The sequence below is a fragment of the Streptosporangium sp. NPDC000509 genome, from assembly GCF_042898365.1.
Taxonomy (GTDB): domain Bacteria; phylum Actinomycetota; class Actinomycetes; order Streptosporangiales; family Streptosporangiaceae; genus Streptosporangium.
The window spans coordinates 120,851-141,978 of the sequence record NZ_JBIAYX010000008.1 but is presented as its reverse complement, the minus strand read 5'-3'; the positions used below and the strand labels follow the sequence as shown (position 1 = coordinate 141,978).

The 21,128-nt window shown below is 69.6% G+C and carries 17 protein-coding genes; 6 read left to right on the top strand and 11 right to left on the bottom strand.

What is annotated here, in order from left to right; all coding sequences use genetic code 11:
• Positions 1–24 precede the first annotated feature (24 nt).
• Positions 25–1,209, bottom strand: coding sequence for an ROK family protein (locus tag ACFY3D_RS16595; RefSeq protein ID WP_389980241.1), 1,185 nt, complete (start codon positions 1,207–1,209; stop codon positions 25–27).
• A gap of 207 nt (positions 1,210–1,416) precedes the next feature.
• Here ACFY3D_RS16595 and ACFY3D_RS16590 point away from each other — a divergent pair, with 207 nt between their 5' ends.
• The 4 genes from ACFY3D_RS16590 (at position 1,417) to ACFY3D_RS16575 (ending at position 6,252) form a co-directional block, all read left to right on the top strand.
• On the top strand, positions 1,417–2,754 hold the full coding sequence (locus tag ACFY3D_RS16590) for an extracellular solute-binding protein (protein ID WP_389980239.1): 1,338 nt from the start codon (positions 1,417–1,419) through the stop codon (positions 2,752–2,754).
• A gap of 2 nt (positions 2,755–2,756) precedes the next feature.
• Complete coding sequence (locus ACFY3D_RS16585) at positions 2,757–3,770, top strand: sugar ABC transporter permease (RefSeq protein ID WP_350944670.1); 1,014 nt, start codon at positions 2,757–2,759, stop codon at positions 3,768–3,770.
• On the top strand, positions 3,767–4,675 hold the full coding sequence (locus ACFY3D_RS16580) for a carbohydrate ABC transporter permease (RefSeq protein WP_389980237.1): 909 nt from the start codon (positions 3,767–3,769) through the stop codon (positions 4,673–4,675). Before ACFY3D_RS16585 ends, ACFY3D_RS16580 begins: the two co-directional genes overlap by 4 nt.
• 122 nt (positions 4,676–4,797) lie before the next feature.
• A complete protein-coding gene (locus tag ACFY3D_RS16575) occupies positions 4,798–6,252 on the top strand; it encodes a glycoside hydrolase family 3 protein (protein ID WP_389980235.1) in 1,455 nt (484 codons plus the stop codon).
• A 52-nt stretch (positions 6,253–6,304) separates the two neighbouring features.
• Here ACFY3D_RS16575 and ACFY3D_RS16570 read toward each other — a convergent pair whose 3' ends face one another.
• Positions 6,305–7,579, bottom strand: coding sequence for a condensation domain-containing protein (locus ACFY3D_RS16570; protein WP_389980233.1), 1,275 nt, complete (start codon positions 7,577–7,579; stop codon positions 6,305–6,307).
• Between the two features lie 458 nt (positions 7,580–8,037).
• Complete coding sequence (locus ACFY3D_RS16565; RefSeq protein WP_350944675.1) at positions 8,038–9,216, bottom strand: ROK family transcriptional regulator; 1,179 nt, start codon at positions 9,214–9,216, stop codon at positions 8,038–8,040.
• A 760-nt stretch (positions 9,217–9,976) separates the two neighbouring features.
• Here ACFY3D_RS16565 and ACFY3D_RS16560 point away from each other — a divergent pair.
• A complete protein-coding gene (locus tag ACFY3D_RS16560) occupies positions 9,977–10,426 on the top strand; it encodes an Rrf2 family transcriptional regulator (protein WP_326637143.1) in 450 nt (149 codons plus the stop codon).
• Between the two features lie 201 nt (positions 10,427–10,627).
• Positions 10,628–11,419: a DNA-formamidopyrimidine glycosylase family protein gene (locus tag ACFY3D_RS16555; RefSeq protein WP_362898555.1), complete on the top strand. Its 792-nt coding sequence runs from the start codon at positions 10,628–10,630 to the stop codon at positions 11,417–11,419.
• Here ACFY3D_RS16555 and ACFY3D_RS16550 read toward each other — a convergent pair.
• The 8 genes from ACFY3D_RS16550 to dapA form a co-directional block, all read right to left on the bottom strand.
• Positions 11,416–11,763, bottom strand: coding sequence for a helix-turn-helix transcriptional regulator (locus ACFY3D_RS16550; RefSeq protein ID WP_350944677.1), 348 nt, complete (start codon positions 11,761–11,763; stop codon positions 11,416–11,418). The genes ACFY3D_RS16555 and ACFY3D_RS16550 overlap by 4 nt on opposite strands.
• A 207-nt stretch (positions 11,764–11,970) precedes the next feature.
• Positions 11,971–12,474, bottom strand: a complete 504-nt coding sequence (locus ACFY3D_RS16545; RefSeq protein ID WP_362898557.1) for a nicotinamide-nucleotide amidohydrolase family protein — start codon at positions 12,472–12,474, stop codon at positions 11,971–11,973.
• Between the two features lie 31 nt (positions 12,475–12,505).
• A complete protein-coding gene (gene pgsA, locus ACFY3D_RS16540) occupies positions 12,506–13,111 on the bottom strand; it encodes a CDP-diacylglycerol--glycerol-3-phosphate 3-phosphatidyltransferase (protein ID WP_389980231.1) in 606 nt (201 codons plus the stop codon).
• A gap of 25 nt (positions 13,112–13,136) precedes the next feature.
• On the bottom strand, positions 13,137–14,546 hold the full coding sequence (rimO, locus tag ACFY3D_RS16535; RefSeq protein WP_350944682.1) for a 30S ribosomal protein S12 methylthiotransferase RimO: 1,410 nt from the start codon (positions 14,544–14,546) through the stop codon (positions 13,137–13,139).
• Between the two features lie 192 nt (positions 14,547–14,738).
• The gene (locus ACFY3D_RS16530) at positions 14,739–15,494 is read right to left on the bottom strand and encodes a RodZ domain-containing protein (RefSeq protein ID WP_350944684.1); all 756 of its coding nucleotides are present in this window, start codon (positions 15,492–15,494) and stop codon (positions 14,739–14,741) included.
• A gap of 100 nt (positions 15,495–15,594) precedes the next feature.
• Positions 15,595–18,117, bottom strand: coding sequence for a DNA translocase FtsK (locus tag ACFY3D_RS16525; protein WP_389980229.1), 2,523 nt, complete (start codon positions 18,115–18,117; stop codon positions 15,595–15,597).
• A 205-nt stretch (positions 18,118–18,322) separates the two neighbouring features.
• A complete protein-coding gene (locus ACFY3D_RS16520) occupies positions 18,323–20,008 on the bottom strand; it encodes a ribonuclease J (protein ID WP_350944687.1) in 1,686 nt (561 codons plus the stop codon).
• Between the two features lie 164 nt (positions 20,009–20,172).
• Positions 20,173–21,099 carry a 4-hydroxy-tetrahydrodipicolinate synthase gene (dapA, locus tag ACFY3D_RS16515; protein WP_389980227.1) on the bottom strand — a complete coding sequence of 309 codons (927 nt, stop codon included), beginning with the start codon at positions 21,097–21,099 and terminating at the stop codon, positions 20,173–20,175.
• Positions 21,100–21,128: the final 29 nt, after the last annotated feature.

Below are 21,128 nucleotides of genomic sequence, written 5' to 3'. Positions count from 1 at the left end.
GATCTCGGAGGTTGAAGAACGAGATCAGACCGTGTCCGAGAACACCTGCTCACGGGCCTGGTGCAGCGCCGACACCAGGGCTCCGCGCAGCACGGGGTTCCCCCTGACCCGGGAGACCATGACCCTGGGCCGGCTCGGGCAGAACCGGGCCACCGCGTCCTGCACCCTGTCGGCGAGCGCGTCTCCCCCGGCCCTGCCGACGTCACCGCTGAGCACGATGAGCCCGGGGTCCAGGACCACCGCGACGGCGGCGACGCCGATAGCGAGCCGCCCGGCCAGCTCGTCCAGGAACGCCTCGGCACCCTGGGCGACGGCCGTACGGACATGTTCTCCCACGGAGTCGGCGTCGGGGTCGGCCCCGGGGGCGAAGCCGATGCCGTGGGCGCTCGCGAGCCCGGCCACGGCGTCACCGCCGACCAGGCGCTGGAACGAGCCCGACTGGGGCTCGCTCACGTCGGTGGGGAGCGGTTCGCCGGGGACGGGGAGCCAGCCGATCTCGCCCGCACCGCCGGTGAAGCCGCGGTGCAGCCGTCCGCCCAGCATGACGCCGAGTCCCTGGCCGACCCCCGCCCAGACGAGCACGAAGTCGTCGACGCCCAGCGCCGCCCCGTACGAGCGTTCGGCCAGCGCGGCCAGGTTCACGTCGTTCTCTATCGTCACCGGGACCCCGAGGTCGCGGCGGAGCTCGGCGAGCACGCCGTTGTGCCAGGAGGGCAGGTCGAAGGAGAAACGCACGTCACCGGTGCCGGGGTCGACGACGCCCCGGGTGCCGATCACGAAGGCGCGCAACCGGTCGACGCCGATGCCCGCCGCCTCGCACGCCTGGCCGAGCGCGCTCCGCACGAGCCGTACGGGGTCGTCGTGCCCGCTGGGATCCGCGGCGACCTCGGCGACGAGGGTGCCGGTGATGTCGGCGACCCCGGCGCTGATCCTGCCGGGCAGCACGTCGAGCCCTGCCACGTACGCGCAGGAGGGCACCACCCCGTAGAGGGCGGCGTTGGGTCCGCGTCCGCCCGCCTGCTCGCCGACCACCGCGACGAGACCGCGATCCTGGAGTCTGGACAGCAGCTGACCGGCGGTCACCTTGGAGAGCCCGGTATATTCTCCCAGCTCGGCCCGGGTGAGAGGGCCGCTGGACAGTAGGAGTTCCAGCGCTGCGCGGTCGTTGAGCTGGCGCAGCAGCCGGGGGGTCCCCGGGCGTGTGGGCAAGGCCGTCCTCCCCGTCACGATCCGCTAACGATCGTTTCTTTTAAGAAAGTTTCTTGTTAGTTTAACCCTAGTCAGCCCGCAGGCAAGCGATCGGAGCCGCGGGTTGCGGTAAACCCGACAGCTCCCAGTGCGTGCAGAGGGTCACGGGGACCCCGGCCATAACAGATGAGCGCAAACCCCGGCGAAAGCCTGAAAGGGAGAACTCCAGTGAAGTTCGCGAGAATCGCCACCACGACGGCCACCACGGCCGCCCTCGCCCTGGGTCTCGCCGCGTGTGGCAGCAGCGAGCCTGCCGCTCCGGCCGCCGGCTCCGACGCGACGGCCCCCGCCGCGTCCGGCCCCAAGTTCGCAGGTCAGACGCTGACCGTCTGGCGCCTCGGCGCTCCGGACGAGAAGCAGGACAAGCTGATGGCCGACCTGAACGCCAAGTTCAAGGAGACCACCGGCGCAGATGTCAAGGTCCAGTGGGTTCCCTGGCCCGACGCGCAGGCCAAGTGGACCGCCGCCCTCGCCGGCGGTGAGGGCCCCGACGTCACCGAGTTCGGCAACGACCAGGTCGCCGCCTGGGTCGCGCAGGACGCGCTGACCGACATCACCGACGTCGTCAAGAGCGCGCCCGACTTCCAGCAGATCCCGCAGAACCTGTGGGGCTACGAGACGGTGGACGGCAAGATCTACGCCGCCCCGTGGGGTGGCGGCACCCGCGCCGTCCTCTACCGCAAGGACTGGTTCGAGGACCTGAAGATCGAGGTCCCCAAGACCTGGGAGGACCTCGTCGCGGCGGGCAAGAAGATCGTCGCCGAGAAGGGCAAGGACGTCGACGGCTTCGCCTTCAACGGCGGTTCCGACGCCAACATGTCGCTCTCCCCGTTCGTCTGGTCGGCCGGTGGCGACTTCGCCGCCTTCGAGGGCGGCAAGTGGGTCGGCAAGCTGACCGAGCCCGGCTTCAAGGAGGGCTTCCAGTACTACACCGACCTGGTGACCAAGCACGGCGTCTCGCGCAAGTCCGCCCTCACCCAGAACTCGGTGGACATCGCGACCCGCTTCGCCAACAGCAAGGTCGGCATGTACGTGACCGGCGGCTGGGACATCACCACCATCAAGGAGCAGAGCGGCGGCAAGGTCGACGAGTCGAAGATGGCCTTCTTCTCGCTCCCGGCCAAGGACGGCAGCGGCCCGGCCCCGGCCTTCCAGGGCGGCAACGACATCGCCATCTGGAAGGACACCAAGAACGCCGAACTGTCCGCCGAGTACGTCAAGCTCGCCGCCGGCAAGGAGTTCGGCACCCGCTACGCCAAGGAGGGCGGTCTGCTGCCGCTCTACCCCGAGGCTCTGGCCGAGTACGCCGCCGACCCGGTGCAGGCGCCGTTCGCCGAGACCTTCAAGGTCGCCAAGGGCTTCCCGAACGACACCAACTGGGCCGAGGCGAACGACACCAAGGCGGTCCTGCAGAGCGCGGCCCGCTCGGTCATCGAGGGTAAGAAGGACGTCGACACCGCGCTGACCGACGCCAACAAGGAACTCGAAGAGATCCTGAACCAGTAACCATGGCGAACACCTCAACCATCGCCCGGGACGGGGGCTCCCCCTCCGTCCCGGCGCGGGGGCACCGAGGCACCACGCCCCCGCGCGGGTCCAGGGGTCTGCCCGCCTGGGCAGTCCCCTACGCGCTGCTCGTCCCCGGCCTGATCGTCATTGCCGGCCTGCTGCTCTACCCGCTGTACCAGATGGTCGTCATGTCCTTCCAGAACGTGGGACTGCGGCAGATCCGGGGGGTACCGGCCGAGTTCGTCGGCGTCGAGAACTACCAGAAGCTGGTCGAGTCCGAGCTGTTCTGGACGTCGCTCCGCAACACCGTCGTCTTCGCCGTCGTCACGGTGGCGTGCACCCTGATCCTCGGCACGCTGGTCGGCCTGCTCCTGCACAAGCTGGGCAAGAAGATGTCGACCTTCCTGATCGTCGGCATCATGGCCGCCTGGGCCACCCCGCAGATCGCCACCGCGATCATCTGGCGCTGGCTGTTCGACGCCGAATCCGGCGTGATCAACTGGGCGCTCAACGCGCTGCCCGACTGGTTCTCCTCCCTGCTGTTCGGCCGCTCCGACTGGACCGGCGAGCCGTGGCTCAACGACGCGTTCACCATCTACGTCGTACTGATCATCGCGGTGGTCTGGGCGTCGTTCCCGTTCATCGCGGTCTCGGTGCTGGCCGGGCTGAAAAGCATCTCCCAGGAGCTGTACGAGGCCGCCAGGGTGGACGGCGCCTCCGCGTGGCGGATCTTCTGGAGGATCACCTTCCCGCTGCTGAAGCCGGTCTTCGCGGTGCTGACGGTGCTCTCGGTGATCTGGGACTTCAAGGTCTTCACCCAGCTGTTCGTGCTCGCGGGCGGCACGTCCAACCGGGAGGCGTTCAACCTGTCGCTGTTCGCCTTCACCCAGGCCTTCAGCGCGCCGCCCAAGATGGGCATGGGCGCGGCGATCGCCGTGGTGCTGACGCTGATCCTGCTCGTCATCACCTTCTTCTACGTCCGCCAGATCGTGAAGACGGAGGACGTGCGATGACCACCTACGACACACGGGCACCCCGGCGACGGCGGCCCGCGTCCGGGACGCAGATCGGTCTCAAGCGGCGCAGGACGCTCGGCAAGATCGGCCTGAACACCATGGCCGTCCTGGTGTTCCTGTTCGCGGTGTTCCCCGTCTACTGGATGGTGAGCACGGCCTTCAAGAGCAGCGAGCAGATCTTCACGACGGACTTCATCCCGTTCCCCACCGATCCCACGCTCGAACACGTGAAGCGGGTCTTCACCGAGGGCGTCGCGGGCCACTCCATCTGGCGCTACCTGCTCAACAGTTCCATCGTCGCCATCGGCACCGTGCTCGTCGGCGCGGTGTTCGCCCTGCTGGCGGCGACCGCGGTGGCCCGCTTCCGTTTCCGCGGACGCACCTCGTTCCTCATCCTGCTGCTCATCGTGCAGATGGTCCCCGGCGAGGCGCTGCTCATCCCGCTGTTCCTGATGGTCAGGCGGGCCGGGCTGTACGACCAGCTCCTCGGCCTCGTCGTGGTGAACGTCGCCATGACGCTGCCGTTCGCCATCTGGATGCTGCGCACCTTCGTCGCGGCGGTGCCCAAGGAGTTGGAGGAGGCCGCCTGGATCGACGGCGCGAGCCGGTTCGCCACCTTCTGGAGGGTGTTGTTCCCGCTGGTGGCCCCCGGGCTGGTGGCGACCAGCATCTTCTCGTTCATCACCGCGTGGAACGAGTTCGTCTTCGCGCTGACGCTCATCGGCGACCAGAGCAACTTCACCATGCCCGTGGCGCTGCGCTACTTCGTCAGCCAGCGGTCGGTGGACTGGGGCGGCATCATGGCCGCCTCCACGCTGATGACCATCCCGGTCATCGTCTTCTTCCTCCTGGTGCAGCGGCGGATGGTCTCCGGGCTCGTCGCGGGCGCCGTCAAGGGCTGACCCCATCGGTGCCGGCACGGCACGCACCCACAAGGCGCGGGCCGTGCCGGCCCTGCCCGTTTTCCTGTTGCTCACTTCCATGTCCGACACCCCCACATCTCAGGTAAGGAACACCTACCGCCATGTCTGAGTTCATCGCGGATCGCGGCGACCAGGGGCTGCGTCGTCTCGCCGCCGGCACGCTGCTCGCCGCGTTCCAGGGCACCGAGGCACCCGAGTGGGTCCTGCGGGAGCTGGAGAACGGTCTCGGCGGCGTCACGCTCTTCGGCTTCAACGTCGCCGACGCCGCCCAGCTGTCCGCTCTCACCTCCCGGCTGCGCGCGTCCGCCGATCCGGTCATATCGCTGGACGAGGAGGGGGGTGACGTCACCCGGCTCGCCTACCACGTCGGCAGCCCGTACCCCGGCAACGCCGCCCTCGGCGCGGTGGACGACGTCGAGCTCACCCGGCGGGTCTACCGGTCCATCGGCGACGAACTGGCCCGCTGCGGCATCAACCTGGACATGGCGCCGTCCGCGGACGTCAACACCGCCGCCGACAATCCGGTTATCGGTACCCGCTCGTTCGGGTCACAGACCGCGCTCGTCGCCCGGCACACCGTCGCCGCGGTCCACGGCCTGCAGGCGGCCGGAGTGGCCGCCTGTGTCAAGCACTTTCCCGGCCACGGTGCGACCCGGCAGGACTCCCACCTGGAGGTCCCGCTCGTCGACGCCTCCATGGAGTTGCTGCGCGAGCGCGAGCTCGCCCCCTTCCGCGCCGCGATCGAGGCCGGGACCAGATCCATCATGACCGCGCACGTACGCGTCCCCGCCGTCACCGGCGCGCTTCCCGCGACGCTCTCCCCCGCCGCCCTCACCGGCCTGCTTCGCGGCGAGATGGGCTACGAGGGCGTGATCATCACCGACGCCCTCGACATGGGGGCCGTCACCGCCGCCTACGGTCTCGCCGGGGGCTCGGTGCTCTCCCTCGCCGCCGGAGCCGATCTGCTCTGCCTCGGCCCGATCCCCACGGAGAGCGACGTCCGCCTCATCGTGGACGAGATCGTCGCGGCCGTCCACGACGAGCGGCTTCCCGTGGCCCGCCTGGAGGCGGCGGCCGAGCGGGTCGCCGCCCTGCGCGCCTGGTTCGGCACGCCACGCACCGGCGAGGCCGAGCGGGACGTGATCGGTCTCACCGCCGCCCGTCGCGCGGTCAGCCTCACCGGCTCCGCCCCGTCCCCGGTAGACCCGCTGGTGGTCGAGGTGGACACCCCGCCGACCATCGCGGTCGGCGACGTACCGTGGGGCTTCACGCCACTGCTGCCGCAGGCGGAGGTGCTGCGGGTCAAGCCGGAGATGGCCGACGTGGCGGACATCCTGGAGCGCGCCTCGGGCCGCTCCCTGATCGTCGTCGTCAAGGACGCCCATCGCTACGAGGCCAGCCAGTCGGTGGTCTCCGCGTTGCTGGCCGCCCGCCCCGACGCCACGGTCGTCGAGATGGGTCTGCCGATCTGGCGTCCCGAGGGTGTCACCTACCTGGCCACCTACGGCGCCGCCCGCGCCAACGCCCAGGCCGCCGCCGAACTCCTCGGCGTCTGACGGCACCGGCCACCCTCGCCTGCGGGGTGATCGCCCCTTCCCTCACGGACGGTTACGTCACCTTCCCGAGGTCCGGGACGAGCGGGCCGGTCGCGGGAGGCTTCTCCTCAAGCGTGGCATCGGCCGATTCTCCGGGCATGGAATCGGCCGATGCCACCAGATCCGCGACCTTCGCACGGGGGTGCTCGGAGACGGCGCGCAGCAGCACGCGCAGGTGACCCGCGATCGCGGACACATCGTCGTGGCCGATCGCGGTGGGGTTGAAGCGCAGGCCGAGGGTGAGGCTCGACCCGGCGTCCACGGCCTGGACGTGCAGCGCGCCGTGGGCGGCCCCGTTGAAGACGGTCCACTCCACACCCGCCCCGACACCGGGGAACTCAGGGACGGCCGTCCTTCTGCGGTAGCTGAGCAGCACCGGTGAGGAGGGCGGCTCGGGAGGCGCGTGCCGGAAGCGGTACATGGCCTGGAGCTCGGTCCGGACCGTACGCAGATAGCCGGGAAAACCCTCTTCGAGGCCGGGGTGCGGAACGAACGGCACCCTCGCCACGAAGGGCCCGACGCGGTCGCGCGTCTCGCGCGTGCGGGTGCCGAGATCGAGGGCGAGCGGTGACGCGGAGGCACCGTAGCGGCGCAGCAGCACGCCCACGGCCGCGAGCAGCAACTCGAACCTGGTGGCGCCGAGCTCTGTGGCGGCCTCGGTGAGGGCCCCGGACTCCACGCCGCCGAGGACCATCTCGACGATCTCTCCGGGGCCGGTGCCACGCGGGACGGCGCGCAACCCGGGCAGGATCGGTTCCGCAGGCTCGCGGTCGCGCTCCTTCCAGAACTCCTCGGCTCCGCAGGGCGTCGCCGGAGACGCCTCGTGGTCCGCCTCCGAGCCGCCGTGCCGTCCCGTCCGCGTGGACGGGACGGCCTGCGCCGAGCCGTACGACGGCGAGACCGGTGAGGAGTGCGGCGTCGGCACCGGCAGGGTCGCCCGGGAGAAGTAGGCGTCGGCGAGGTCGCGGACCAGGATGTCCTTGGAGGCCGCGTCGAACACTCGTCCGTGCGCGGTGAAGAGCAGCCTGACGCGCTCGGGACCCACCGTGACCAGCGTGAACCGGGCGAACGGGCCGCGTTCCAGGTCGAAGGGGCGCGTGGCCTCCGCCGTGGCGAGCTCGGGGTAGCGCTCCGGGGTCGACTCCGCGCGGGTGACCCTGACGCGCCCGAGCACCGGATGCCTGCCGGCCACGTCGGCGCACGCCTCCGTCAGCGCGAGGACGTCGACGGGGCCGTTCAGGTGGAGCGCCAGCGGAATTCCCCGCAGGTCGAAAGGACTGTGCGACATCCTGTCCGTCTCCCTCGGGGGTGGCTCACCTCGGGCAGGCGCCGGGGCCTCCTCGCCTCCGACATGCGATCTCGACGCTTAATTATTAGGAAAGTTTCTTGTTTATTTAAACAACCAGAATGCTACACACGAGACACGCCTGAGACAAGCGACCTGCCACGAACCGGTCAGGGCACGGTGACGACCGTCCGCGATGCCCGAAAGAGCGCACCGGACGGCGCGAGCCCCGAACCGGCCGGACTCATCGGCACGGGGGTCGCGGGCAGGGCGATTCCGGCTCCGGGAGCCCGGACCTTGGAAACTTCCGGCCAGGGATTCCGACTCCAGGAACCGGACCTTGGAAACTTACGGCCAAGGACTTCCGCTCCAGGAACCGGCCCCAGGAACTCCCGGCCAAGGAATCGCCGAGGACTCAAGGCCCGGCGACAGAACCCCGGGCCCTCAAGAAGTCAGAAGGATCAGGAGGTGAAGATCTCTTCCCTCGCCTGTTCCAGTGCGGCGATGACGGCCCCGCGCAACACCGGGTTGCCCTCCACCTCGCTCGCCACCACCTGCGGCCTGACCGGGCAGCTCCTCGCCACCGCCTCCTCGATCCTGGAGGTGAGCTCGTCGCCTCCGGCCCTGCTCACCTCCCCCGCGAGCACCACGAGCCCGGGGTCGAGCACGACGCACACCGACGCCACCCCCAGCGCGAGCCGCCCTGCGATGTCGTTGATCAAGGGCTCCCCCCGCTCCCCCGCCGCGACCGCCGCCGCGACGCACTCGGCGGCGCTCTCCCCCTCGAAGCCGTACGTCGCGGCGAGCTCGGCGACCGCCTCGGCGCTGACCAGGGACTGCAGGCCCCCGGCGAGCGACGGCAACCTGCCCGGCACGGCCCGCACGTCCTCGGCCAGCGGCACCCCGGGCACCGGCAGGTAGCCGATCTCGCCCGCGCTGCCGGAGCGGCCCCGGTGCAGCCGGCCTCCGAGCACGACACCGAGACCGATGCCGCGCCCCACCCACAGGAGCACGAAGTCGTCGACCTCGCGGGCGGCACCGAGGGTGCGCTCGGCGATGGCGACGAGGTTCACGTCGTTCTCTATCCTGACGTCGCGGCGCAGGTCACGGGCGAGCGCCTCGTGGATGCCCTCGTGCCAGCCCGGCAGGTCGAAGGAGAACCGCACGTCCCCGGTGCGGGGGTCGACCACGCCGGGGGTGCCGATGACGACCGAGCGCAGCTTGGAGAGCGCGACCTTGGCCGACCGGCACGCCTTGACCACCGCGCTGTGCACGAGGGCCACCGGATCGTCGTGTCCTTTCGGTGCCACCTGCACCTCGGCGATGATCTCCCCGTGGATATCGGCGATGGCGGTCGTGACGAATTCCGGGCCGACGTCCAGACCCGCCACATAGGCCGAGGAGGAAATAATCCCATAAAGGGCGGCATTGGGCCCCCGGCCTCCCGCCTGCTCCCCCGCCACCTCCACCAGCCCGCGCCCTTCCAGGCGGGCGAGTGTCTGCGACGCCGTCACCTTGGAAAGGCCCGTGAGCTCGCCGATCTGCCCCCGCGTCAGCGGTCCGGAAGCGAGCAGCAACTCCAGGGCGGCCCTGTCGTTGATCTCCCTCAGTAGCCTGGGCACGCCAGGACGTCGCTCCATACGCATGCTCTCTTGCTCGCCGCTTCCTCTTTTGCTCGTCGCTTCCCCGTCGCGATTACTTTCAATCAAGAATAAGAACTCTATTCTTAATAAGGCTTCCTGACAGTTTAGCCCCGCCCTCACCCCGCGAGGGCTGCGGAGGACACGCCGGCGCCGCCTCTCCCGCTCGTCGCCGTTTCACCGCACGTCTCCCGCACCCGCCGCCGCGACGCCCGTAGGGCGAGGGGCCGCGACGCCTGCCCGGTGCGTGGAACGCTCCCAGAAGCGGCAGAGATTCTTTCCGGCAAGCCCTCACGGCCGGGGTGCGGCAGACTTCGACACGGACACCATCGCCACGATCCGGTCCGGAGCCGGGGCGGAGGTGTCCACGCTTCCGACATTACGAATATATCGGGAATTTCGCCTATCTGGCACGATCTGGAACGGATCACACCGCCCCCTATCGAGTGAGCCGCGGCGCGGTGGTGCCACTGGGCCCACGAGAGCACCCAAAGGCGTCTCATCCTCGTGACACACACCCCCGACACACCTCTGAGCTGCGACATCACTTCCGAAAACCCGAGGAGATCCCCACCGGCCGCCTCGCTCCGCCGCCGGACCGTACCCCCGCGACGGCACCTCACCACCGTGTCACGCACCCGCCGGGACACACCGGCGCGTCGCTCTACGTGCCCGTCGTCACCGAGAGCGACGGGGGTGATTTCACCTCCTTCGGCCCCTCGCGCGTAAGGAACCAATAGCAGGCGGGATAATCGGCTACATGCGCCTATCCGCTCGTGTCGACTATGCCCTCCGTGCCGCCGCCGAACTCGCCGCCGCGGGTGACGGCCCTACCACGGTGGGTGAGCTGGCCAAAGAGCAGGACATGCCTCCCAAGTATCTTGAGAACATCCTGCTTCAGATGCGCCGCGCCGGACTGGTTCGCGGCCAGCGCGGCCCGGAGGGAGGCTACGTGCTGGCCCGCCCGCCCGCCGAGATCAGCCTCGCCGATGTGATCCGCGCCGTTGACGGCCCGCTCGCCAATGTCAGGGGGGAACGGCCCGAGCACGTCGGATACCGAGGTCCCGCCGAATCACTGCAGCAGGTCTGGATCGCGCTGCGTGCCAGCGAACGGGCGATCCTGGAGGAGGTCACCCTGGAGAACGTGGCCACCGGAGCCCTCCCCGAGCGGGTCCGCAGCCTGTCCGCGGACCCCGCGGCCTGGGACTGACCGTGCCGGGGTGGCCGCCCACAGGGTTCCGGCCGGCCGGGTCCTTCCGGAACCGGCCTCCCGTCCGAGACCGGCTCATCTCAGGAGACCTCGTCTCACCCGCCCGCCCCGCCACCCGGGACAGGTCCGGCTCGCGGGATCCATCCGTCTCACTCGACCAGCTCACCGCACGGGAGCGGCCCACGTCTCGGGGCGGGCGCCGTGCCCGAGGGTGACGTCGTCCACCGCTCCGCACTGCGGCTCGGCCGGGCGCTCGACGGACGGGTGCTCACCCGCTCGGACTTCCGCGTGCCCCGCCACTCCACCGCCGACCTGACCGGACGCGCGGTGCTGGAGACCGTCTCGCGCGGCAAGCATCTGCTCACCAGGGTCGAGGGCGGGCTCACCGTCCACACCCACCTGCGGATGGAGGGCCACTGGCAGATCTCACCCGCGGGACGTGGGCTGCCCGGCGGCGATGTCGTCCGCCTGGTGCTCGCCAACGCGAAATGGCAGGCGGCGGGGATACGGCTGGGCATGGTCGATCTGGTGGCGACCGAGCGGGAGGAACTGCTCGTCGGGCACCTCGGACCCGATCTGCTCGGGGAGGACTGGGACGAGACCGAAGCCGTACGGCGGCTGGCACGGCGGCCTGAAACGAGCATCGGGGTCGCGCTGCTCGATCAGCGCAACCTGGCGGGAATCGGCACCATCTATCGCGCCGAGACGCTTTTTCTCGCCGGAGTGTCGCCGTGGCGACCCGTAGGGGCCATTGAGGATCTGGGGGCGATCGTGTCGATCGCACGGCGACTACTGGACGCCAACAAGGAACGCCCGAGTAGAACGACGACGGGCGACCTCCGTCCGGGACGGAGCACCTGGGTCTACGGCAGAGCCGGGCGGCCTTGCCTGCGCTGCGGGCGTCGGATCAGTCGTGGGGAGATGGGCGAACAGCCGCAGGAACGGCTGATCGTCTGGTGCCGTCACTGCCAGCCGGAAGAACCGACCGGCTAGGCGGCGACCATGTCGTTGACCTCGGGGAACACGGAATCAGGCACGGTTTCGGGGATCGGCAGACGCTCCCGTTCGGGAACATCGTTGGCCAGGACCGGAGCATGCTGCAGCTCGGCCAGGGCAAATTGATCGGAAACCTCACGGAGAACCTGTGAAAGCGGCACGCCCAAGGCACCGCAGATCGACGCGAGCAGCTCCGAAGAGGCCTCCTTCTGGCCGCGCTCCACCTCGGACAGATATCCGAGAGAAACCCGAGCCAATGTGGACACCTCACGAAGGGTGCGACTCTGGCGCACCCTAAGCCGCCGCAGCACGTCACCGAGCAGCTGACGCAGCAGGACCATCTGTCGCTCCCTCCCCGGCGCGGGCGTCTTCACGACACTCCGCGCTATCGGTTCGTGCCGCCCGTTCTTCGAACGCGACCCTTGGTACATACTCCTCGCCGTCATCATCGCTTGACCTTTACCTCACTCACAGTTCCACCGTACCTGTATCCACCGACAACGCGGCAGACCATGTGGAGCATGTTCGCTGGGGACGTAACGCGGTAATCATCCCGAATGTTCCCTCACGTTCGCCTCCAGCACACCTCGGAGGAGGTCTACGGCCTCATTCACGGTCGCCTCCCGGATCTGATCGCGCGTCCCGGAGAGCCGCGGATCCCGGTGCCATACCCGCCCTCCCGGACCGCTAACAGCGAGATGCACAGTGCCGACCGGTTTACCATCCTGCGGCTCAGGGCCGGCCACCCCGGTGACCGCCAGACCGTATGTGGAACCGACGAGGAGGCGTACCCCTTCGGCCATGGCGGCGGCGACCCCTGGGTGCACCGCCCCCTCACGGGCGAGCAGGTCCGCCGGAACGTTCAGCAGCCGGTGCTTGAGTTCGGTGGCGTAGGAGACGACCCCGCCCAAAAAGGCCGCCGAAGCCCCGGGAGGGCCGGTGAGGGCCGCGCAGATCAGCCCGGCGGTCAGCGACTCGGCCACCGCCACCGTCTCGCCCCTGCGGACGAGAAGGGAGAGGATCTCGGCGGTCACGGGCGGGCGTCGGCTCATCCGGCCCACCTCACAGACTCGGCGCCCGTCCTCATCTGGCCCGCGCCCGCTTCGCGACCTGCCGCAGCTTGATCGCCCGGATCACGTAGTCGAGGCCGGTGACGACGGTGACGAGGGCCGCCGCGCCCATCACGACCCAGCGGATCAGGTCGGGCACGCCCGGCCAGATGTAGGAGACGATCGCGGCGATCTGCAGGACGGTCTTCACCTTCCCGCCGTAACTGGCCGGGATGACACCGTGCCGGATGACCGCGAACCTCAGCGTGGTGACACCCAACTCCCTGCCCAGGATCACGGCGGTGACCCACCAGGGCAGCTCTCCCAGGATGGAGAGACTGACCAGGGCGGCGCCGATGAGGGCCTTGTCGGCGATCGGGTCGGCGATCTTCCCGAAGTCGGTGATCAAGCCGTAACGGCGGGCCAGTTCGCCGTCGAGCAGGTCGGTGAGCGAGGCCACCAGAAAGACCACCAGCGCCGCGGCCCGCCAGCCGGTTCCGGGGAAGAAGAGGCAGGCCGCGAAGAACGGAACCATCGCCAGCCGTATCACCGTCACGACGTTGGCGATGTTCCAGGCGCTCACCTTGGGGCGCGCGGATGCCGCTGTCGAGTCGGTGCCGGTCTCTGGCGTGTTGGTCATACGCTCTCCCGGCCCGGCGGCGCACTCATGGGGCCGCCTTGATGCGGGCGATCAGGTCGACCCCCTCCGAGTCGACCACGACGGCCCGGACGATCTGGCCCGGCACCAGCCCGATGCCCTGGACCGTCACGGATCCGTCCACCTCGGGCCCCTGGTGAGCGGCGCGGCCCTCGTAGCCGCCGTCGCCCAGGTCCTCCTCGATCAGGACGTCGACCTCGGTCCCGATCCGCTCCTCGGCCCGCTGAGCCATGAGCTCCTCGGCCAGTTCGGTGAGGGCGGACACCCGGGCGTCGACGATCTCCTGGTCGAGCTTGCCGGGGAGCGAGGCCGCCTCGGTGCCGTCCTCGTCGGAGTAGCCGAAGACGCCGATGACGTCGAGCCTGGCCTCCTCCAGGAAGCCCACCAGCTCCCCGAACTCCTCCTCGGTCTCGCCGGGGAAACCCACGATGAAGTTGGAGCGCACACCCGCCTCGGGCGCGTGGGCACGAATCGACTCCAGGAGGTCCAGGAAACGCCGGGGGTCACCGAAGCGGCGCATCCGGCGCAGCACCGGGCCACTCGCGTGCTGGAAGGACAGGTCGAAGTAGGGGGCCACACCCTCGGTCGAGGCGATGATCTCCAGCAGTCCCGGGCGGAGCTCGGCGGGCTGCAGATAGCTGACGCGCACCCGCTCGACGCCCTCGGTCGCGGCGATGGAGGGCAGGAGCTTCTCCAGCGCCCTCAGATCGCCCAGATCCTTGCCGTAGGAGGTGGAGTTCTCGCTGACCAGCACCAGCTCCTTCACGCCCTGCTCGGCCAGCCAGGCGGCCTCGCCGAGGAGTTCCTCGGCACCGCGCGAGACGTAGGCTCCGCGGAAGGCGGGGATGGCGCAGAACGTACAGCGCCGGTCGCAGCCGGAGGCGAGTTTCAGTGACGCCACCGGGCCGTCACCCAGACGCTTGCGGAGCGGCCGGGGACCGCTCGCGGGGGCCAGGCCCTCGGGCAGCTCGCCGTGGCCCGGAATGCCGGTCCTGGGGGCCGCGGCGCGTTCCACCGGGGAGATGGGCAGCAGGGTCCTGCGGTCGCGGGGACTGTGCGGGACGAGCGGCCTGCCCTCCAGCACGTCGTCGAGACGCGTGCCGATGTCGGTGTAGTCGTCGAAGGAGATGACGGCCGCGGCCTCGGGCAGCGCGTCGGCGAGCTGGTCGCCGTATCGCTCCGCCATGCAGCCCGCGGCGACCACCTTGGCCCCGGAGTCGGCCGCGGCGAGCAGCGTGTCGATGGAGTCCTTTTTCGCCGAGTCGATGAAGCCGCACGTGTTGACGACGACGACGTCGGGATCGTCGTCGCCCAGCTGCCAACCGGCAGCCTCAAGGCGAGCGGCGAGTTCCTCGGAGTCGACCTCGTTGCGTGCGCAACCAAGCGTGATCAGCGATGCGGTTCGGCGGGATGACATGGTGAACACTACGGTATCGGGAGTTGGCCACTACCCGATGCACCTCCCCCCATTGAGGCCCCCATCGAGGCCCCGCCCAGGCCTCCGTTCAGGCACCGCCCCACCCCGGGCACGCCGCCGTCGCGGGCGGTCCCGGGGCTCCGCGGGCCTTCCCGGACGCGCGGCGCGTGAGGCGTTCCCCCATGGCCTGACCTAGCGCTTCTTGGCCGCAGGAGCCTCGTAGGAGCGGTTGACGACCTGTCCTCGGCGGCCGGGGGCACCCACGTCCTTACCGTTCACCTTCAGCGAGACGGCTCCTCCGTCACCGAAAGTGACCCTCATGCCGACCTTCGCCTTCCAGGTCGAGGTCTTGCCCGCCGCGAGCGTCCCCGAGAAGATCCTCCGGCCGCCCGCGTCCTGCACGTCGAGCCAGGAGGTGCGCTTCGCCTTGACCTGGAGGACGACCATGTCGCGCCGCTTCCCCTCGGCCAGCGACGCCGCCCGGCGCGGTGAGTCGTGACCCGAGCCCGCCGAGGGCGGCGGCACGGCGGGCACCGGCATGGGACGGAGATCCGCCACGGGAGTGTCTCCCCCGCCCATGGTCCGCACCACACCGAAGATGACCACGATGCCCAGCGCCACCGCCATCGCCGTCGTCCAGTTGGGCGAGCGGCGCTCACGGATCTTCAGGGGCATGTCGGCCTGGAAGACGCTGGAGGCCCGCACCGGCAGCGGCACGCCCCCGTGCTGCTCGTCGTAGCGGTGCACCAGCGTCTCGGGATCGAGATCGACGACCTTGGCGATGTTTCTTATATGGCCTCGCGCGTAGAAATCTCCCCCGCATTGCGAGAAGTCGTTCCTCTCGATCGCCTGGATGAGAACCTCGCGAATGCGTGTCCGCGCGCTCAACTGCCCGACGGTCATCCCCATCGACCGCCTGGCATCCGCCAGATCGCTTCCAATGCCCATGGCGCACGCCTCCCAGCCCCCGACGTTGCGTAGCGATACCTATTCAATCAGTAACCGGGCGGAAGGTGTGCGGCGGGGGTGCCGTTCCCGTACGGTGCCGTCAGCCCCCGCGCAGGTCGGCCAGGAGACCGGGCAGATCGTCGGGTTTGACCATGACCTCCCTCGCCTTCGACCCCTCGCTGGGCCCGACGACGTTCCTGCTCTCCAGCAGGTCCATCAGGCGACCCGCCTTGGCGAAGCCGACCCTGAGCTTGCGCTGGAGCATCGAGGTCGAGCCGAACTGGGTGGTCACGATGAGCTCGGCCGCCTGGACCAGCAGGTCGAGGTCGTCGCCGATGTCCTCGTCGATCTCCTTCTTCGCGGTCGCCACGACGGACACGTCCTCGCGGTACTCGACCGTCATCTGGGCCTTGCAGTGCCCGACGATCTCGCCGATCTCCTTCTCGGAGACGAAGGCGTTCTGCAGCCGCATGGGCTTGCTCGCACCCATCGGCAGGAAGAGCGAGTCGCCCTGCCCGACGAGCTTCTCGGCACCCGGCTGGTCCAGGATGACCCGGGAGTCGGCCAGTGAGGAGGTGGCGAAGGCGAGCCGGGAGGGCACGTTGGCCTTGATCAGACCGGTGACCACGTCCACGCTGGGGCGCTGGGTGGCGATGACCAGGTGGATGCCCGCGGCGCGGGCCAGCTGGGTGATGCGGACGATGGAGTCCTCGACGTCGCGCGGAGCGACCATCATCAGGTCGGCGAGCTCGTCGACGATCACCAGCAGGTACGGGTAGGACTGGTAGACGCGCTCGCTGCCCGGCGGCGCCACCAGCTTGCCGGTGCGGACCGCCTTGTTGAAGTCGTCGACGTGCCGGAAGCCGCTGGCGGCGAGGTCGTCGTAGCGGCGGTCCATCTCACCGACGACCCACTCCAGCGCTTCGGCGGCCTTCTTGGGGTTGGTGATGATCGGCGTGATGAGGTGCGGGATACCCTCGTAGACGCTGAGCTCGACCCGCTTGGGGTCGACGAGGACCATGCGGACCTCGTCGGGGGTGGCGCGCATCAGGATCGAGGTGATCAGTCCGTTGACGCAGACCGACTTGCCCGCGCCGGTGGCGCCCGCGATGAGCAGGTGCGGCATCTTCGCCAGGTTGGCCACTATCGTGCGCCCCTCGACGTCCTTGCCGAGTCCGACGATCATCGGGTGATGGTCGGCCTGGGCCACCGGGGAGCGCAGGATGTCGCCCAGCGAGACGAGGTCCTTGTCGGTGTTGGGGATCTCGACCCCGATCGCCGACTTCCCGGGGATCGGAGAAAGGATCCGGACATCGGCCGACTTGACCGCGTACGCGATGTTCTTGGTGAGCGCGGTGACCTTCTCGACCTTGACCGCCGGGCCGAGCTCGATCTCGTAGCGCGTCACCGTCGGCCCCCGGGTGAAGCCGATCACCTGGGCGTCGATGGCGAATTGCTCCAGCACGCTGGTCAGCGCGTTGACGACGACGGTGTTGGCCTTCGTCTGCGGCTTGGGCGCGGTGCCGGGACGCAGGAGCTGCGGCTCGGGCAGGGTGTACGGGCCGGCCTGGGAGGACAGGACGAGCTGCTCGACCTTGCGCGGGGCCGGGGACGGCTCGGGCGGCGCGGCCCTGACCACCGCCTCCTCCGCCGCCTCGTCCTCCATCAGGCCGGGCACGATCTCCGGGGAGTGTTCCGGTGACCCGCCGGGCGTCTCGGCGACCAGGGGCGTGTCGTAGGGCTTGACGTGGTCGCCGAGCTCGTCGCCCTCGGACTCCGGCTTCTTGCGGGTGGAGGGCTTCTTCCTGGACACGCGCGGCGCGGGGGGCATATCCCGGTTGAAGAGCATGTGCCGGATCTCTGCCAGCCGTTCGGGGACCCGGTGCACCGGCGTCGCGGTGATCACCAGGATGCCGAAGCCCGACAGGATCAGCAGCAGCGGGATGGTGATGAAGGACGGCAGGATGCTCGCCGGGGGCGCGGAGACGATGAAGCCGACCATGCCTCCGGCGGCCGAGACCTTGTCCATGCCGTCGGATTCTCCCCCGGACGGGTACGGGGTGTTGTGGACCACGTGCACGACGCCGAGCACGCCGATGGTCAGGGCGGACCAGCCGATGATCATCCGGCCGGTGTCGGCGTTCTGGTCGGGGTGGCGTAGCAGCCGCCAGGCCAGCAGCACGAGCAGGATCGGGATCACCCAGGTCAGCGAACCGAAGACGCCGCGCATGACGCCGTCGACCACGGTGGAGACGGTGCCGGTGTTCTTCCGCCAGGTCATGGCGGCGAGCACGACCGCTCCGGCGAACACCGCCAGGCCGAGCCCGTCGCGGCGGTGGACGGGGTCGAGCTCACGCGCGTTCTGCCCCAGCGCCCGCGCGGCGCTGCCGATGCCCCCCGCCAGGAGCATCCAGATGCCCATGAACAGCTTGCCGATCATGATGAGCACCCAGCTGATCGGGTCGTGCTGGGGCGAGGGCCTGCGGGCCTGGCTCGTGCTCCTCTTCCGGGCGGCGGGCGGCCGCCTGGCGGAGGCCGTACGGGCCTGGGAGGTGCCCGAACGACCGGAGGACCCCTTCCCGGGGGGCTTTCCTGAGGATCCTTTAGACGTACGGGTGGCCATGCTAGGGAGGTTAACGAGACGGGTGGTGGATTGCGCGCCGACTCGCCGGAGCGATCGACCCTCGGCCGCATTTCGCCATATCGGTCGATACTTCACAAAAAGCAATGAAGAGCAACGAATGTCCCATTGGCCTGCTGGAAAGCGCCTTCCATGCCCCGGCAGGGCCCCGTACGACGGCCGGTGAGGCCGCCGTACGGGGCGAAGGTCAGACCTCGACCACCACGGGAATGATCATCGGGCGACGGCGGTAGGTGTCGCTCACCCAGCGCCCCACGGTCCTGCGGACCACGCGGCGGACCTGCTGGATGTCCACCACCCCGTCGGCCGCGTTCTCCTGCAGCGCCCTCTCGACCTGCGGAAGGATGTCGTCGAACATGGCCGGGTCGATGCCGGATCCCCTGGCGTGGATCTCCGGGCCCCCGGCGAGCTTGCCGGTGGCGGTGTCGACCACGATGACGATGGAGATGAAGCCCTCCTCGCCCAGGATGCGGCGGTCCTTCAGCGCGAAGTCGGTGACATCGCCCACCGAGGTGCCGTCCACGTAGACGTAACCGGCGGGAACCGCACCCACGATCTTGGCCCGGCCGTCGATCAGGTCCACCACGACGCCGTCCTCGGCGATCACGATGTGGTCGTCGGGAACCCCGGTCAGCGCTGCGAGCTTGGCGTGTGCCCGCAGGTGACGCCATTCACCGTGCACCGGCATGAAGTTGGACGGCCGCGTCAGGTTGAGCACGTACAGCAGCTCGCCCGCGGCGGCGTGCCCGGAGACGTGCACCTTCGCGTTGCCCTTGTGCACCACGCGAGCGCCCCAGCGGGACAGCCCGTTGATCACGTTGTTCACCGCGGTCTCGTTGCCCGGCACCAGCGAGGAGGCCAGCAGGACCGTGTCGCCTTCGGCGATCCGGATCGGGTGGTCGCGGTTGGCCATGCGTGACAGCGCCGCCATCGGCTCGCCCTGGGACCCGGTGCAGATCAGCACCACGTCCTCCGGCGGACGGCCCTCGATCTCCTTGGCGTCGACGATCAGGCCGGGTGAGACCCTCAGGTAGCCCAGGTCGCGGGCGACGCCCATGTTGCGCACCATCGAACGGCCGACCAGCGCGACCTTGCGGCCGTGCTTCTCCGCCGCGTCGATGACCTGCTGGACGCGGTGGATGTGGGAGGCGAAGCTCGCCACGATCACCCGCTTGCTCGCGGTGCGGATGACCTCGTCGATGACCGGCGCGATCTCCCGCTCACTGGTGACGAAGCCCGGCACCTCGGCGTTGGTCGAGTCGGACATCAGCAGGTCGACGCCCTCGGCGCCGAGCCTGGCGAACCCGCCCAGGTCGGTCAGCCGCCCGTCACTGGGCAGCTGGTCCATCCGGAAGTCACCGGTGTGCAGGACGATGCCCGCGGGCGTCCTGATCGCGACGGCGAGCGCGTCGGGAATGGAGTGGTTGACGGCGAGGAACTCGCACTCGAACGGCCCGAACCTGTGCCGCTCGCCCTCCACGACCTCACGTCTGGTCGGCTGGATGCGGTGCTCGGTGAGCTTGGCCTCGATCAGCGCCAGCGTCAGCTTCGATCCCACGATCGGGATGTCGCGGCGCTCGCGCAGCAGATAGGGCACGGCACCGATGTGGTCCTCGTGCGCGTGGGTCAGGACCACGGCCTCGACGTCGTCCAGGCGGTCCCGGATGTATTCGAAGTCGGGCAGGATCAGGTCGATGCCGGGCTGGTCGGGCTCGGGGAAGAGCACCCCGCAGTCGACGATCAGCAACCGGCCTTCGTACTCGAACACGGCCATGTTGCGGCCGATCTCACCGAGCCCGCCCAGCGCGACGATGCGCAGGGCACCGTCGACGAGCGCGGGCGGCAGCCCGAGTTCGGGATGGGGGTGACTCATCCGGCCACACCTCTCTCAGAGGTCTCACATGCGACGGAAGCCCTCGTGGGCAGCAGGACCACTCCCTCGCCGAGCACTCCGTCCCCCAGCGGACCCTTGTGTCTTCTCTCGCGCAAACTCTCGTTCCTCCCGAATGCGGCCGGTGAGGGCCGCGGCGTCTTGTCTCATGTCACAACTTCGTCGGGCAGCTTCACACCGCCCGCGATCAAGTCTTCGCGCAGCCTGGCGAGCTGCTCCCCCGTCGCCTCCACCAGGGGTGGCCGCATCGGCCCCGCGGGCCGTCCGACCAGGGAGAGCGCCGCCTTCGCCATGATCGCGCCACCGGCCTGCATCATGATCCCGGAGACCACGGGGAGCAGCCTGCGGTGGACGGCGAGCGCACCCGCGACATCCCCCGAGCGGTACGCCTCGATCATCGTGGCGATCTCCGCGCCCGCGACATGGCCGATCACGCTGACGCACCCCACGGCTCCCACCGACAGCCACGGCAGGTTGAGCGTGTCGTCACCCGAGTAGTAGGCGAGGCCGGTGGACGCGATGACCTGCGTCCCCTCGAACAGATCGGCCTTGGCGTCCTTCACCGCGACGATCCGCTCGTGCCGGGCGAGCCTGGCGAGCGTCTCACTCAGGATCGGCACGCCGCTCCGGCCGGGGATGTCGTAGAGCATGGCCGGCAGGGCCGTCGCGTCCGCCACGGTGGCGAAGTGGCGGTAGATCCCCTCCTGGGGAGGCTTGCTGTAGTAGGGCGTCACCAACAGGAGACCGTGGGCTCCGGCGCGCTCGGCGGACCTGGCGAGCTCCACGCTGTGGTGGGTGTCGTTGGTCCCGGCTCCGGCGACGACCGTGGCGCGATCACCGACCGCCTCGACGACGGCGCGCAGGAGGCGCTCCTTCTCGTCGTCGGTGGTCGTCGGGGACTCCCCCGTCGTACCGCTCACGACGATGCCGTCGTTACGCTGCTCGTCCACCAGGTAGGTTGCGAGGCGACCCGCTGTCTCGTAGTCGACCGCTCCGTCACGTGTGAACGGTGTGACCATGGCGGTCAGCATGCGGCCGAAGGGGGCGTCGGAGGTTCCAGTTGGCGCTGCCATAGACCGAACGCTACCCGGATCCGTCGAAA